We start from the raw sequence: 14534 nt of genomic DNA, 5'->3' as shown, positions 1-14534 counted from the left end.
GCCACCCGGTGGGAGCGGGCTTGCCCCGCGATGCGATGTGTCTGGCAGATCGCATCGCGGGGCAAGCCCGCTCCCACCGGGGGGTAGGTCAGGACGCCTGCGCCGGCTGGGCAGCATCCACAGGCTTGGGCAGCGACGACAGCATCGCCATGATCAGCGCCGCCAGGTACGGCAGCGACTGCACCAGCAGCATGGTTACCCAGAAGCGCATGTCATTGCTCGGCAGACCCTGGACCAGGTAAATCCCGGCCGCAGCCCCCCACAGCAGCAACATGATGAACAGCTCTTCCCGGGCTTCGGAAAGCGCCACCAGCAAACCATGGCTGTCGGCGTTCTTCGGCGTGCGGAAGAACGGAATGCTGCTGGTGAAGAATCCGTACAGCACCGCTTTGGCGATGGTGTGCGACAGGGCAAGACCGGCCAGGGCGGCGGCGAAGGCGTCCTTCATGTTGACCCCGACCGCGCGGCGGTAGAGGAAGACAATCTTGCCAACCTTGAACACGAACAGCGCCAATGGCGGAATGGCGAAGATCAGCAGCGGCGGATCGACCCGTTGCGGCACGATGATCATCGCCGCCGACCACAGCAAGGCGCCAACGGTGAAGAAAATGTTCATGCCATCGGCAATCCACGGCAGCCAGCCCGCCAGGAAGTGATAACGCTGGCCGCGGGTGAGCTCCGAGTCTTTGCCACGCAACAGGCTGGCGGCATGGCGCTTGATGATCTGGATGGCGCCATAGGCCCAGCGGAAGCGCTGCTTCTTGAAGTCGATGAAGGTATCGGGCATCAGACCCTTACCGTAGCTCTCGTGGGAGTACGCCGCCGAGTAGCCTTTCTCGAATACCCGCAGGCCGAGTTCGGCGTCTTCGCAGATACACCAGTCAGCCCAACCCAGCTCTTCGAGCACCGAACGCCGGGTCATGGTCATGGTGCCGTGCTGGATGATCGCGTCACGGTCGTTGCGGGTGACCATGCCGATATGGAAAAAGCCCTTGTACTCGCTGTAGCACAGCTTCTTGAAGGTGCTTTCGTTCTGGTCGCGATAGTCCTGCGGCGATTGCACCACGGCGATCTTCGGGTCGCTGAAGTGCGGGACCATGTGCTTGAGCCAGTTGCGGTCCACGCAGTAGTCCGAGTCGATCACCGCGATCACTTCGGCATCCTTGGCGGTGTGCGGGATCAAGTAGTTCAGCGCGCCACCCTTGAAACCGGCCAGCGGGGAGACGTGGAAGAACTTGAAGCGTTCGCCGAGCATCTCGCAATGCGCCTTGATCGGCTCCCAGACCGCCGGATCCTTGGTGTTGTTGTCGATGATCAACACTTCGTAGTCCGGATAATCCAGCGCAGCCAGGGCGTTGAGGGTCTGTTTGACCATCTCCGGTGGCTCGTTGTAGCACGGCACATGCACCGAGACTTTCGGTCGGTAGGCGCTGTCGGCCTGCACCGGCAGGAACTCGCGGCGGCGTTTGTGAATCCACACCGCCTCGGCCAGTTCATGGGCTTCGGTCAGCAGCACGATAAACACCCCGAGCGCACCGAGGGCGAGCAAAAAGCCCACCGTCAGGCTGAACCAGGTGCTGTACTGCTGGCTGTAGTCGTAGCCGATCCACACCAGCACCGAACCGCAGAGGAAGGCGATAAAGGTCAGGAAGGTGCGGCCGCGCTGGCGCAGGGCCGAGCCATCGATCAGCAGCAAGGTCAGCGAGAGCATCGCCAGGACCACCGAACCCACCGCCAGCACGCGCCACTGCGGAATGGCCACTACCGGCCCTTCGAAGTTGAACTTTTGCTGGCGGGCGGCGTTGAACACGCCCCAGTACGCGCCGACCGAGCCTTCGTCGCTGGCTTTCCACGGCTGGTCATAGGCTTCGATGACGAAGTAGTTGTAGCCCTGGCGGTTGAGCTTGTTGACCAGGGTGCGCAGGTAAATGGCCTGGTCGGCCGGGGTGGCGTCAGCACCGCCGCGCATGCGCCCGTTGCTTGGCCAGCCGACTTCGGAGAGCAGCAGCGGCTTGCGCGGGAACAGCTGTTTCAGGTCGCGGGCACGGTCGAGTACGAACTGGCCGGCATCCTTCATCGGGATGAATTCCCAGTACGGCAGGATATGCGCCGCTACCAGGTCGACGTGTTTGGCCAGCTCCGGGTGTTCTTTCCAGATGTGCCACTGTTCACTGGTGGTCACCGGTACTTTCACTGCGGCGCGCACCCGGTCCAGGTACTGGATCAGTGCTTCGGGAGTGATTTCTTTACGGAACAGCGCTTCGTTGCCGACCATGACCCGCACGACACTGCGCGAGCTGTTGGCCAGTTCGATGGCTTTCTGGATTTCCCGCTCGTTACGCTCAAGGTCCGGACTGATCCACACCCCGAGGGTCACCCGCAGGCCGAACTCTTCGGCCAGGCGCGGAATATCCGCCTGGGTGCCTTCGACGGTATAGATACGAATACTGTCGGTCAGCTTGCTCAGTTGCTCGAGGTCCTGGCGCAGTTCGTCCTCAGTCGGGTACTGGCCCTTTTGCGGGCTTTCTCCGAGGCGGAACGGCGAGTAGGAGAAGCCGGAAATCTGCTCCGGCCAGTCAGGGGCGGAAACCGGGCGGTTGATCAGCGCCCAGAACCCGGTGAATAGCGCGGCGATGGCCATGACTATCACCAGGTTGATACCAAATTTACGCGATGACATAGATAGTTCGGGTTCCGAAGGGTGGAACGGGCGAGCGCCACAGGGCGCGGATCCTGCTCTTTGTCCGCCTATGCTGTGTAGGAACAGGTTGGCGGCAAGGGTTAGATTGTCTTCTGGTGTCGAAGTTCTGAGGCCCGTGCTGTTGTCGTCCAGGACTAGGTATTGCCTGGCACATTAAAGCAGGATTACAACCGACTTTACTAATTCGTACAGGGTGACTGGTCCGAAGCAGGATGGCAGCGGGCCTCAACAGGCCTATAATGCGCGCCGGTTTTTTCGGGGTATGGCCATGAGTACAGATGATCCACGCTTTGCCGGTGTTGCCCGGTTATACGGTGACAGCGGCCTGCAACGCCTGCGCGAGGCCCATGTGGCGATCGTCGGCATTGGTGGTGTTGGCACGTGGGCGGCTGAAGCCATGGCGCGCAGTGGTGTCGGCGAAATTTCGCTGTTCGACCTCGATGACGTCTGCGTCAGCAACACCAACCGCCAGTTGCATGCCATGGAAGGGAATATCGGGCGTGCCAAGGCTGAGGTCATGGCCGAGCGCCTGCGCGCGATCAACCCGGCGTGCAAGGTGCATGCGGTGGTGGATTTTGTCACCAAGGAAACCCTGCCCGAATACATCGGCGAGCACATTGACTGTGTGATCGACTGTATCGACAGCGTCATGGCCAAGGCCGCGCTGATCGGCTGGTGCAAGCGGCACAAGGTCACCATCATCAGCACCGGGGGGGCCGGCGGACAGATCGACCCGACGCAGATCCGTGTGGCCGACCTGAACAAAACCTTCAACGACCCCCTGGCTTCGCGGGTGCGTTCGACCTTGCGCCGTGATTACGGCTTTTCCCGCACGGTCACCCGTAACTACAGCGTGCCTTGCGTGTTCTCTACCGAACAGTTGCGCTATCCCAAAGGCGACGGCAGCGTCTGCCTGCAGAAAAGCTTTGTCGGTGAGGGCGTCAAGCTCGACTGCTCGGGTGGCTTTGGCGCGGTGATGATGGTGACGGCGACCTTCGGCATGGTCGCCGCCAGCAAGGCGGTGGAAAAGCTGGTGGCTGGCGCTCGTCGGCCATCCGAGCGCAAAGCTCAGGTGCCAGCGGCCAGCTGAGCCATGCGCTGCAGCACGGCGTTCAAGCCGTTGCTGCGTGAGGGCGAGAGCTGGCGGCCGAGGCCCAGCTGGTTGAACCAGCCGGGCAGATCAAGCTGCTGGAGCTCGCTGCTGGACAAGCCCTCGACCCGAATCAGCAGCAGCGCCAGCAAGCCGCGAATGATCCGCGCATCGCTGGCGCCTTTGAAACGCCACTGACCGTCCTGCTGTTCGGCCACCAGCCAGACCTGGCTTTCACAGCCATGCACGCGGTTGGCTTCGGATTTTTCTGCCTCGCTCAGGGGCGCCAGGCGCTCACCCCATTGCATCAACAAGCGTGCCCGTTGCTCCCAGCCTGCGGCCTGTTCGAAGCTGCTGAGCGCCTCCTGGGCGTTAACCGGCAGGCTCATCGCAGCAGCTCCAGGGCTTGATCCAGCGCCTCGAAGAAGCGTTGCAGGTCGTCGGAATCGTTGTACAGGGCCAGGGATACCCGAATCGCCCCATCCAGCCCGAAGCTTTTCAGCAGCGGCATGGCGCAGTGGTGCCCGGCACGCACGGCGATCCCCTGTTCAGTCAGCATATGGGCGAGGTCGGCATTGTGCACCCCTTCGACCACGAAACTGGCCAGGGCCAGTTGCGGCTGGCCGAGCAGGCGAATGCCTTCGCGATCATTCAGGCCGCGCAACAGGCTGCGGTGCAGGTTGGCTTCATGTTCGGCGACAGCGGTCGGATTGAGCCCTGCCAGGTAATTGAGACTGGCACCCAGGCCGATGACGCTGGCGATTGGCGGGGTGCCGGCTTCGAACCCCAATGGCGCCGGGCGGAAGCTGGCTTCGTGGTAGTCGGCCACCTGAACCATCTCGCCACCGAATTGCCAGTGGCGCAGGCGGGCCAGCGCTTCGCTGCGGCCGTAGAGCACGCCCACGCCGTCCGGACCGTACAGTTTGTGGCTGGAGAACACATAGAAGTCGCAGCCCAGTTGCTGCATGTCCTGGCGGCCATGCACTACGCCCTGGGCGCCGTCGACCACGGTCAGGGCTCCTTGGGCATTTGCATGGGCCAGCAACGGCGCCAGCGGTTGCCAGGCCCCCAGCACGTTGGACAACTGGCTGACTGCCAGCAGGCGGGTGCGTGGGCCGATCAACTGCAGGGCAATCTCAAGGTCGATCAAGCCGCGGTTGTCCAGGGGCAGAATCACCAACTTGAGCTGGCGGCGCTGGGCCAGTTGCTGCCAGGGCAGCAGGTTGGCATGGTGCTCCAGGGCGCTGATGGCGATTTCATCACCGGCTTCGAACATTCCTTCAAGGCCATAGGCCAGCAAGTTCAAGGCCGACGTCGCGCCATGGGTGAAGATGATCTGTTGGGTGTCAGTGGCATTCAACCAACTGGCGACTTTTTCCCGGCTGCGTTCGAAAGCCTGGGTGGCCAGCGCACCTGGAAGGTGTTGGGCACGGTGCACATTGGCGGCGCCGTGGCCGTAATAATGGCTCAAGGCATCGAGCAGAAGTTGCGGTTTTTGCGTGGTAGCAGCGTTGTCCAGGTAAGTCTGGTGCTGCCGTTGCAGAGCGGCGATGGCTGGAAAATCAGCGCGCCACGGGGAGGGCTGGAACATGATGATCGGACCTGAATATCGGGCCTGGCGTTAGGCCAGACCCGATGGTACCACTTAGTTGTGGGCGTGCAGCGCTTCGTTCAGCTCGATCGCCGACTTGTGGGTCTTGCATTCCACCGCGCCGTTCAGCGAGTTGCGACGGAACAGCAGATCGGTCTGACCGGCCAGGTCGCGGGCCTTGACGACCTTGACCAGCTGGTTGTTCTCGTCCAGCAGGTTCACCTTGGTGCCAGCGGTGATGTACAGGCCGGCTTCGACGGTATTGCGGTCGCCCAGCGGAATGCCGATACCGGCGTTGGCGCCGATCAGGCAGCCTTCGCCTACCTTGATGACGATGTTGCCACCACCGGACAGGGTGCCCATGGTCGAGCAACCGCCACCCAGGTCCGAGCCCTTGCCAACGAATACGCCAGCCGAGACGCGGCCTTCGATCATGCCAGGGCCTTCGGTGCCAGCGTTAAAGTTGACGAAGCCTTCGTGCATGATGGTAGTGCCTTCGCCAATGTAGGCGCCCAGGCGCACACGGGCGCTGTCGGCGATACGCACGCCGGCAGGTACGACGTAGTCGGTCATTTTCGGGAACTTGTCCACCGAGAACACTTCCAGCAGCTCGCCCTTCAGGCGTGCTTCCAGTTGTTGCTCGGCCAGTTCGGCCAGGTCGATTGCGCCCTGGCTGGTCCAGGCTACGTTTGGCAGCAGCGGGAAGATGCCGGCCAGGCTCAGGCCGTGCGGCTTGACCAGGCGATGCGAGAGCAGGTGCAGCTTCAGGTAGGCTTCCGGGGTGGAGCTCAGGGCGGCGTCTTCGGCCAGCAGGGTGGCGACCAGTGGCTTGTTGCTTTCGGCCAGGCGGGTCAGCAGGGCGGCCTGGGCGGCGTCGACACCCTTGAGGGCATCAGCCAGCTGCGCGGCTTGGGCATTGCTGAACGCGATGGCCTGGTTGCCACCTTCATAACCCAGTACCGGGGTGATTGCCGCGACCAGTTCGGCGCTCGGGTTGATCAGCGGTTGTGCGTAGAATACTTCCAGCCAGGCGCCTTGGCGGTTCTGGGTGCCGACACCGAAGGCCAGACTGAACAGGGTAGTGGACATGCAGTTACCTCTTGCGAATTTGAATGAAAGCGTGACGCCGCGTTATTGAAGGGCGGCTGCGTACAGGTCCGGCTTGAAGCCGACCAGGGTCCGCTCGCCGAGGTCGAGCACCGGGCGCTTGATCATCGACGGTTGGGCCAGCATCAGTTCGATGGCCTTGGCCTGATCGAGATCGGCCTTCTGGGCGTCTTCGAGCTTGCGGAAAGTGGTGCCGGCACGATTGAGCACTGTTTCCCAGCCGTGCTCGTTGCACCAGCGGGTCAGGCTCGCACGGTCGATGCCTTGGGTCTTGTAGTCGTGAAAGTCGTAACCCAGGCCTTTGTCTTCCAGCCAGGTACGGGCTTTCTTCATGGTGTCACAAGCCTTGATTCCATAAAGGTGCAATGGCGTGTCGCGGTTGGTCATGTCTTGCCCCTCCTGGGAAAAAATGGTGAAGGATTATGCCACGGTCAACCGGTCAGGGTTGGCCTTGGCAAGTCACTTTGTAGCATTGTGTTACAGGTTTCGGCAGCCTCTGCGACTTTTGTGCAGCGGTGCGTGAGCAGCCTGAACGGCTACTATGTCGTTTCAATGGCAATGTCCAGCATGGGCAGAAGGTGCGCCGTTGACTGTTTGAATTGATAGGAACACGCCGAATGCAATCAGCCTACACCGTTCTCATCCTGCTGATGCTGGTGAGTGTCTCCAAACTTGTCGGCCGGGTGGTCCCGTTGCCGTTGCCGCTGGTGCAGATCGCCGCCGGGGCCTTGCTGGCCTGGCCGACACTGGGTCTGCACGTGGCCCTGGACCCGGAACTGTTTCTGTTTCTGTTCCTGCCACCGCTGCTCTTTGCCGATGGCTGGCGCATGCCCAAGCGCGACCTCTGGCGCTTGCGCGGTCCGATCCTGACCCTGGCGGTGGGGCTGGTGCTGTTTACCGTGGTTGGCGCGGGTTACTTCATTCACTGGCTCTTGCCGAGCATCCCGTTACCGGTGGCGTTTGCCCTGGCCGCGGTGCTGTCGCCAACTGACGCTGTGGCGGTGTCGGCGATTACCCAGGACCGTCTGCCAACGCCTCTGATGCATATGCTTCAGGGGGAAGCGTTGATGAACGACGCCACCGGTCTTGTGACCTTCAAGTTTGCCCTGGTCGCAGCCATTACCGGTGCGTTCTCGCTGGCTGAAGCGAGTGTCACCTTCGTTCTGGTGGCGCTCGGTGGCCTGGCCATCGGTGTGGCCCTGAGCTGGCTGGTGGGGCGTCTGCGGGCGTGGATGATTGCCCGCGGCTGGGACGATCCGGCCACCCATGTGGTGTTCATGTTGCTGCTGCCATTTGCCGCCTATGTAGTGGCCGAGCGCGTGGGGGCCTCAGGGATCCTCTCGGCAGTGGCTGCGGGGATGATGCAGAGCTGGCTTGACCTGCTGCCGCGCCAGACCAGTACCCGCTTGCTCAATCGCAGTGTCTGGTCGTTGCTCGAGTTCAGCTTCAATGGCCTGATCTTCCTGCTGCTGGGCCTGCAACTGCCCGACATCATCAAGGCGGTCACCAGTCACGAAGCGTCGTTGTGGCCGACCCTGCTGTGGCGTTGCCTGGATGTAGTGGCGATTTTTGCGGTGCTGGTGATGTTGCGTTTCGTCTGGGTGCAGAGCATCTGGCGCTTGATCGGGGTGATCCGCCGCTGGCGCGGCAAGGAAGACCTGGTGCTGGTGCCCAACGCTCGTTCCTGCTGGCTGCTGACCATTGGCGGGGTGCGTGGAGCGGTGACCCTGGCCGGTGTCATGTCGGTGCCATTGTTGATCAGTGCGGGCAAGGCATTCCCTGAGCGGGACTTGCTGATCTTCATTGCTGCCGGGGTGATCCTGCTGTCATTGGTATCGGCCTGCGTTGCCTTGCCGCTGTTGTTGCGCGGGGTAACAAAAAGCCCCGACGACACCTTGCGCCAGGAGGCCAAGGAAGCCTGGCGGCGCACGGCGGAAGCGGCCATTCATGCACTGGAAGCCGAAGACCTGGCCGAGCCGGGTATGCCCCAGGATGCAGCCCAGGCGGCGTTGGCGGCGGAACTCAAGGCGCGGTTGATGGCCGAGTATCGGCATCAGCTGGACAGTTTCAACGACAGCGCGGAAGCCCAGGCCCTTGCCGAGCAGATGGACCAGCTGGAGCGGCGTTTGCGTCTACGTGCGTTACGCGCCCAGCGCCTGGAGCTGTACAAACTGCACCGTCATCATCAGGTGGGGGACGATGTGGTGCGTCAGGTGCTGGGTGAGCTGGATATGAGTGAGGCGAATCTGGGGGCTGTCAGATAACAAGTTTTCCTGGGGTCGATGGCTGGAAGCCATCGACCCTGATTGACTCAGGCTTCACTGCGGCCAGGATAAACCAAAGCCATGAACTGTTTGTCCTTTTCACTCAACGTGGTATCGGGTTCGGTCTTCCAGCCAGCGACCGTAAATTCCGTGTAGAGTGGATCGTGCATGATCGACTGTTCGTCATAACCTAGGGCTACCTGCACCTCATTGGACATTGATGTAAGTTTTATACGTATTAAATAATCAATGTCGTCGTCGGATAGTTGCAGATTTTGCTGTTCGTCTAGGTCTTCTCGGTAGTTTTTCCGTATGTAATCGAAGTTTCAAGGAATGGTAGCGTCAGGATGGAATTGGGCAATTTCCATGCCCAGAATCGAACCGGTTTGGCGAAGAATATCAGCCGCGGAGTTGGGGTCATCGGGGACCCAAGAAATGGTCATGTTTGAATCGATGTCGTTGGAATCCTCGTCATCCCAATCAGCCTCAGAATATTCATAGCCTTCTTCAAAGGCGTTGATGCGAATTTCTGCTGAAGCATCTTTGTCATCGACAAGCTCAAAGTGCAGGTAGGCGTATTTCAGCCATTCACAGGCTATGTCATAGATCGCCTTCTTCGACACATCTCCTCGTATGTTGACGAAGGAAATACGCAGTGTCTGACCTGGTGTCCATAATTTAGGCTTTGGTTGTGCCTGTTTGATTTGTGTTTCGAGCTGTTTAATGAGGTCGTCGTTCATTGTTGGCACCATTCGGTATTGGGAGGTGCCATTGTGCGAGTGAGTGCAATCTTTGGAGTGGTACATAATGCTCATGGCTTGGCGTTGGCCCATTGAGCATTTGCTGTGAACTAGCCAGGCCTTCGCCATTTGCTGGCGGCAGGCCTGGCTTGGCAAGCATCAGCGGTTCTGCAGGAACGTGCGAATCCGTTCGGCCGCCTCGATGCACTCGGCCAGCGGTGCAACCAGCGCCATGCGCACCCGGCCTGCGCCTGGGTTGACGCCATCCACTTCGCGGGACAGGTACGAGCCCGGCACTACGGTTACATGTTGGGCTTCAAACAGGCCGCGGCAGAACTCGGCGTCATCGCCGGGCACCTTGGCCCACAGGTAGAAACCGCCGTCTGGACGCTGTACATCAAGCACCGGCGCCAGAATCTCCAGCACGGCATCGAATTTCTCACGGTACAGGTCACGGTTGGCCAGCACGTGTTCTTCGTCGTTCCAGGCGGCAATGCTCGCCAGTTGGGTCTGCACCGGCATGGCGCAGCCGTGGTAGGTACGATAGAGCAGGAACGGCTTGATGATTTCAGCATCACCGGCGACGAAGCCCGAACGCAGGCCTGGCAGGTTGGAGCGTTTGGACAGGCTATGGAACACCACGCAACGCTTGAAGTCGCTGCGACCCAGCTCGACACAGGCGCTGAGCAGGCCCGGTGGCGGGCTTTGCTCGTCGAAGTAGAGTTCGCTGTAGCACTCGTCGGCTGCAATCACGAAATCGTATTGGTCAGCCAGGGCAATGAGCTTTTTCAGGGTTTCCATCGGCACCAGCGCGCCGGTGGGGTTGCCCGGGGAGCAGATGAACAGGATCTGGCAACGTTTCCAGGTCTCGGCCGAGACGGCGTCGAAGTCCGGATTGAAGCCGTTGCTGTCCAGGCACGGCAGGTAGTGCGGGGTGGCACCGGCCAGCAGGGCTGCGCCTTCATAGATCTGGTAGAACGGGTTGGGGCTGATGACCAGGCCGTCGGCGCTACGGTTGACCACGGCCTGGGTGAAGGCGAACAGTGCTTCACGGGTGCCATTGACCGGCAGTACGTGTTTGTCGGCATCCAGCCAGCCACTTGGCACGCCAAAACGACGTTCGCACCAGCGGGTGATGGCTTGACGCAGGATCGGCAGGCCAACGGTGGTCGGATACACGGCCATCTGCTGGAGGTTGTCGGCCAGGGCCTTGGCGACGAACGCCGGCGATTCATGCTTGGGCTCACCGATCGACAGGGCAATGGCGCGTTTGTCGGCGGCAGGCTGGACGCTGCCGAGCAAGGCGCGAAGTTTCTCGAACGGGTAGGGCTGAAGCTGAAGCAAATCGGTGTTCATCGGCGCTGGGTCTCGTCAAACGTTAAATGGTCAGGCGGGAAACGGTTGTCGCAGCGGCCTGGTCGACGCGCAATTGCTCGACGATGGCATCCTGCAGGCGGCTGCACAGCTGTGGGTCGGACAGCGGTTGGTTGTCGGCATCGGTGATGAAGAACACGTCTTCGACCCGCTCGCCGAGGGTGGCAATCTTGGCATTTTGCAGCGACAGGTCGAACTCCAGGAAGATCTTGCCGATCCGCGCCAGCAGGCCCGGGCGGTCGGGAGCACTGAGTTCGAGGATGGTTACCGGTCTCTGGGCGTCGTTGTGGATGGTCACCTGCGGGGCAAAGGTGAAGTGCTTGAGCTGGCGCGGCACCCGGCGTTTGATGATGGTCGGGTAATCGTCCGGGTTGCGCAGGGCGTCAGTCAGGCCGTCACGGATCTCTTTGACCCGTTGCGGGTTGTCGCCGATCGAGCCGCCGTCGTTATCGAGCACGATATAGGTGTCGAGGGTGAACTGGCTGCTGGAGGTGATGATTCGCGCGTCATGGATGTTCAGGTTGAGCTGGTCCATGGCTGCCACGGTCACCGCGAAGAAGTCGTGCTGGTCAGGCGCATAGATGAAGATTTGCGTGCCGCCTTCGAATTCGCGCTGGGTGGTTTCCTTGATCAGCACCAGCGGGCCGCCATCGGCCGGCTGCTGGAGGATCGCATCGCTGTGCCAGGCCACGTCGGCGGCGGTGTGGCGCAGAAAGTAGTCGTCACCCAGTTGCGCCCAGAGTTGCTCGACGTCGTCCGGGTCGGTGCCTTCGCGGATCAGGATGTCCAGTGCCGCGCCCTGGGTCTGGCGGATCTGCTCTTCGCGGTCCAGCGGGTTTTCCAGGCCGCGGCGCAGGGCGCGCTTGGTTTCGGTGTAGAGCTGGCGCAACAGGCTGGCGCGCCAGGAGTTCCACAGGCTCGGATTGGTGGCGTTGATATCGGCCACGGTCAGAACGTAGAGGTAGTCCAGGCGGGTCTCGTCGCCCATCTGCTGGGCGAAGTCGTGGATCACCTGCGGGTCGGAAAGGTCCTTGCGCTGGGCAGTGGTCGACATCACCAGGTGATTCTGTACCAGCCAGACAACCAGGCGGCTGTCCCAGGTTGGCAGCTGGTGACGCAGGCAAAATGCCTGGGCATCCACGGCGCCGAGCTCCGAGTGGTCGCCCTGACGGCCTTTGCCGATGTCGTGATACAGGCCGGCCAGGTAGATCAGCTCGGGCTTGGGCAGGCGGCCCATGAGCTTGCTGGCCAGCGGGAATTTCTCCGACACCGGGGTGTATTGCAGTTTGCGCAGGTGCTTGATCAGATTCAGGGTGTGGGCATCGACGGTGTAGATGTGAAACAGGTCGTGTTGCATCTGCCCGATAATCAGGCCGAATTCCGGCAGGTAGCGGCCGAGGATGCCATAGCGGTTCATGCGCCGCAGGTTGCGATGGATACCGATTTCACACTTGAACAGCTCGATAAACAGGCTGGTGTTGCGGATATCGTTGCGAAAATCGTCGTCGATCAGGTGCCGGTGTTCACGCAGCAGGCGAATGGTGTCGGCGCGCACACCTTTGACTTCCGGGTGCTGGGCCATCAATACGAAGATTTCCAGCATGGCGAACGGGGTGCGCTTGAAGACGTTCGTGCGTACCGCCTCGATGTAGCCGTCATGCAGCTGGAAGCGCGCATTGAGCGGCTGGGTGCTGCCGCTGTCGTCGTCGAGAATGATTTCTTCGAAGTGCTGGATGATCAGGTCGCTGAGCTCGGCGATGCTCATCACAACCCGGTAGTACTGCTGCATGAACTGTTCGATGGCCCGCTTGGGGTTGTCGTCGCTGAAGCCGAGCAGGGCGGCAATACTGCGCTGATGATCGAACAGCAGGCGGTCTTCGGCGCGGCCGGCGAGCATGTGCAGGGCATAGCGGACCTTCCACAGGAATTCCTGAGAGGAGGCCAGCAGGGCGTTTTCACTCTCCAGCAGGAAGCCTTCGCCCGCCAGGGCATGCAGGTTTAGGGTGCCGTACTGGCGACGGGCGATCCACAGTACCGTCTGGATGTCGCGCAGGCCGCCGGGTGAGCCTTTGACGTTGGGCTCGAGGTTGTATTCGGTGTCGTTGTACTTGTGGTGCCGGGCCTTTTGCTCGGCGCGTTTGGCCAGGAAGAATTCCTTGCTCGGCCACATGTGATCGGTGCTGGTGACCTCCAGCATGCGCTGGCGCAGGCGCTCGGGGCCGGCAATGGTGCGGCTTTCCATCAGGTTGGTGACTACCGTCAGGTCGGCGCGCGCCTGTTCGGCGCACTCATCGATCGAACGCACGCTCTGGCCCACTTCCAGGCCGATGTCCCAGAGCAGGGTCAGGAAGCGTTCGATCGAGTCGCGAAACACTTCGTGATCGGCGCTGTCGAGCAGGATCAGCAGGTCGATGTCGGAGTAGGGGTGCAACTCGCCCCGGCCATAGCCGCCGGTCGCCACCAGAGCGATATCGGCTTCATCGCTCCAGTCGAACTGCTTCCAGGCCTGTTGCAGGATGTTATCGACGAACCAGGCGCGGTCCTCGATCAGCCGGCGGATCTCGCGGCCGTCGCGAAAACGCTTGTCGAGCACTTCGCCAGCCTGGCGGATGGCCTTCTTGAAGGCCGCGATAGGGCTGGCCTTGAGGGCCCGTTCCGCCTGGAACTGGCCGCGGTCGAACAGCTCGGGATCCACCTGGGGCATCGAGTCACTTTCCTGTGTGAATCAGGCTGACATACGGGGAATGGTGTCGTCTTTACGCAGGGTGAAGATCTCGTAGCCGGTCGCGGTCACCACCAGGGTGTGTTCCCACTGCGCCGAGAGCTTGCGGTCCTTGGTAATGGCGGTCCAGCCGTCGCCCAGCACTTTGGTGTCGGCACGGCCCTGGTTGATCATCGGCTCGATGGTGAAGGTCATGCCTTCCTTGAGCTCCATGCCAGTGCCAGCACGGCCGTAGTGCAGGATCTGCGGCTCTTCGTGGAACACTTTGCCGATGCCATGACCGCAGAATTCGCGGACCACCGAGAAACCATTCTTTTCTGCGTGCTTCTGGATCACTTCACCGATGTCGCCCAGGCGGCAGCCCGGCTTGACCAGTTCGATGGCCTTGTACATGCATTCCTGGGTGACTTGGGACAGACGCTCGGCCCACACCGGTACATTGCCGACGTGGAACATGCGGCTGGTGTCGCCGTGGTAGCCGTCCTTGATGACGGTTACGTCGATGTTCAGGGTGTCGCCATCCTTGAGCGGCTTGTCGCCCGGGATGCCGTGGCAGACCACATGGTTGACCGACGTGCAGATCGACTTGGGAAAACCCTTGTAGTTGAGCGGTGCCGGGATCGCCTTCTGGACGTTGACGATATAGTCGTGGCACAGGCGGTCGAGCTCTTCGGTGGTGACGCCGGGCTTGACGTGCTCTTCGATCATCTCCAGGACTTCGGCGGCCAGGCGGCCGGCGATGCGCATCTTTTCGATGTCTTCGGCGGTTTTGATGGTGACTGTCATTGCAGGCTCTCTACGGCGCATGGATGCGCAAATATTCTGAGGAAAGGCCGGATTCTACCAGAGCGGCGCCCGCTAAGGCGGCTATGGCTGTGATACAGCCTTTATATAGAGGCATTCTGGCGCGATTAGCGTCGCGGTGCAAAAGCCTGTGACGGACGA

At 61.2% G+C, this 14534-nt stretch carries 12 protein-coding genes; 2 read left to right on the top strand and 10 right to left on the bottom strand.

Annotated elements, in window-relative coordinates:
• Positions 1–88: 88 nt before the first annotated feature.
• On the bottom strand, positions 89–2680 hold the full coding sequence (locus PSAKL28_RS20690; protein WP_038614034.1) for a glycosyltransferase: 2592 nt from the start codon (positions 2678–2680) through the stop codon (positions 89–91).
• A gap of 289 nt (positions 2681–2969) precedes the next feature.
• Between PSAKL28_RS20690 and tcdA the strand changes: the two genes are divergently transcribed.
• A complete protein-coding gene (gene tcdA / locus PSAKL28_RS20685; RefSeq protein ID WP_096335716.1) occupies positions 2970–3791 on the top strand; it encodes a tRNA cyclic N6-threonylcarbamoyladenosine(37) synthase TcdA in 822 nt (273 codons plus the stop codon).
• On the opposite strand, the gene PSAKL28_RS20680 is transcribed toward tcdA, so the two are convergent.
• Genes PSAKL28_RS20680 through PSAKL28_RS20665 form a run of 4 tightly spaced genes read right to left on the bottom strand, consistent with a single transcriptional unit; the run spans position 3770 to position 6876 of the window.
• On the bottom strand, positions 3770–4180 hold the full coding sequence (locus PSAKL28_RS20680) for a SufE family protein (RefSeq protein WP_038614030.1): 411 nt from the start codon (positions 4178–4180) through the stop codon (positions 3770–3772). The genes tcdA and PSAKL28_RS20680 overlap by 22 nt on opposite strands.
• On the bottom strand, positions 4177–5382 hold the full coding sequence (locus PSAKL28_RS20675) for an aminotransferase class V-fold PLP-dependent enzyme (protein ID WP_038614028.1): 1206 nt from the start codon (positions 5380–5382) through the stop codon (positions 4177–4179). Before PSAKL28_RS20675 ends, PSAKL28_RS20680 begins: the two co-directional genes overlap by 4 nt.
• Positions 5383–5436: 54 nt before the next feature.
• Positions 5437–6471 (bottom strand): 2,3,4,5-tetrahydropyridine-2,6-dicarboxylate N-succinyltransferase, encoded by a 1035-nt coding sequence (gene dapD / locus PSAKL28_RS20670; protein ID WP_038614026.1) that lies wholly within the window; start codon positions 6469–6471, stop codon positions 5437–5439.
• 42 nt (positions 6472–6513) lie between these two features.
• Positions 6514–6876: an ArsC family reductase gene (locus PSAKL28_RS20665; RefSeq protein WP_038614024.1), complete on the bottom strand. Its 363-nt coding sequence runs from the start codon at positions 6874–6876 to the stop codon at positions 6514–6516.
• Between the two features lie 230 nt (positions 6877–7106).
• Here PSAKL28_RS20665 and PSAKL28_RS20660 point away from each other — a divergent pair, with 230 nt between their 5' ends.
• Positions 7107–8753 (top strand): Na+/H+ antiporter, encoded by a 1647-nt coding sequence (locus PSAKL28_RS20660; protein WP_038614022.1) that lies wholly within the window; start codon positions 7107–7109, stop codon positions 8751–8753.
• A 47-nt stretch (positions 8754–8800) separates the two neighbouring features.
• Here the strand turns inward: PSAKL28_RS20660 and PSAKL28_RS28330 are convergent, their stop codons facing one another.
• From PSAKL28_RS28330 to map, 5 genes are all read right to left on the bottom strand, one after another.
• Positions 8801–8923, bottom strand: coding sequence for a hypothetical protein (locus PSAKL28_RS28330; RefSeq protein WP_257011821.1), 123 nt, complete (start codon positions 8921–8923; stop codon positions 8801–8803).
• Positions 8924–9079: 156 nt separating this feature from the next.
• A complete protein-coding gene (locus PSAKL28_RS20655) occupies positions 9080–9493 on the bottom strand; it encodes a zinc metalloprotease (protein WP_157687060.1) in 414 nt (137 codons plus the stop codon).
• A gap of 159 nt (positions 9494–9652) precedes the next feature.
• A complete protein-coding gene (dapC, locus tag PSAKL28_RS20650; RefSeq protein ID WP_038614017.1) occupies positions 9653–10849 on the bottom strand; it encodes a succinyldiaminopimelate transaminase in 1197 nt (398 codons plus the stop codon).
• A 22-nt stretch (positions 10850–10871) separates the two neighbouring features.
• Positions 10872–13571: a [protein-PII] uridylyltransferase gene (locus tag PSAKL28_RS20645; protein WP_038614015.1), complete on the bottom strand. Its 2700-nt coding sequence runs from the start codon at positions 13569–13571 to the stop codon at positions 10872–10874.
• Between the two features lie 21 nt (positions 13572–13592).
• Positions 13593–14375, bottom strand: a complete 783-nt coding sequence (map, locus tag PSAKL28_RS20640; protein ID WP_038614013.1) for a type I methionyl aminopeptidase — start codon at positions 14373–14375, stop codon at positions 13593–13595.
• Positions 14376–14534 lie beyond the last annotated feature (159 nt).

Origin of the sequence: Pseudomonas alkylphenolica, from assembly GCF_000746525.1 — a bacterium.
GTDB classification, from domain to species: domain Bacteria; phylum Pseudomonadota; class Gammaproteobacteria; order Pseudomonadales; family Pseudomonadaceae; genus Aquipseudomonas; species Aquipseudomonas alkylphenolica.
This window is presented reverse-complemented; position numbering and strand designations above follow the sequence as displayed.

Bases quoted from the DNA above. Each gene is read 5' to 3' on its own strand.
- PSAKL28_RS20655 (WP_157687060.1), bottom strand. From the start codon at position 9,493: ATGAACGACGACCTCATTAAACAGCTCGAAACACAAATCAAACAGGCA.
- PSAKL28_RS20665 (WP_038614024.1), bottom strand. From the start codon at position 6,876: ATGACCAACCGCGACACGCCATTGCACCTTTATGGAATCAAGGCTTGT.
- PSAKL28_RS20675 (WP_038614028.1), bottom strand. From the start codon at position 5,382: ATGTTCCAGCCCTCCCCGTGGCGCGCTGATTTTCCAGCCATCGCCGCT.
- PSAKL28_RS20645 (WP_038614015.1), bottom strand. From the start codon at position 13,571: ATGCCCCAGGTGGATCCCGAGCTGTTCGACCGCGGCCAGTTCCAGGCG.
- PSAKL28_RS20660 (WP_038614022.1), top strand. From the start codon at position 7,107: ATGCAATCAGCCTACACCGTTCTCATCCTGCTGATGCTGGTGAGTGTC.
- PSAKL28_RS28330 (WP_257011821.1), bottom strand. From the start codon at position 8,923: ATGCACGATCCACTCTACACGGAATTTACGGTCGCTGGCTGGAAGACC.
- dapD (WP_038614026.1), bottom strand. From the start codon at position 6,471: ATGTCCACTACCCTGTTCAGTCTGGCCTTCGGTGTCGGCACCCAGAAC.
- PSAKL28_RS20690 (WP_038614034.1), bottom strand. From the start codon at position 2,680: ATGTCATCGCGTAAATTTGGTATCAACCTGGTGATAGTCATGGCCATC.
- dapC (WP_038614017.1), bottom strand. From the start codon at position 10,849: ATGAACACCGATTTGCTTCAGCTTCAGCCCTACCCGTTCGAGAAACTT.
- PSAKL28_RS20680 (WP_038614030.1), bottom strand. From the start codon at position 4,180: ATGAGCCTGCCGGTTAACGCCCAGGAGGCGCTCAGCAGCTTCGAACAG.
- tcdA (WP_096335716.1), top strand. From the start codon at position 2,970: ATGAGTACAGATGATCCACGCTTTGCCGGTGTTGCCCGGTTATACGGT.
- map (WP_038614013.1), bottom strand. From the start codon at position 14,375: ATGACAGTCACCATCAAAACCGCCGAAGACATCGAAAAGATGCGCATC.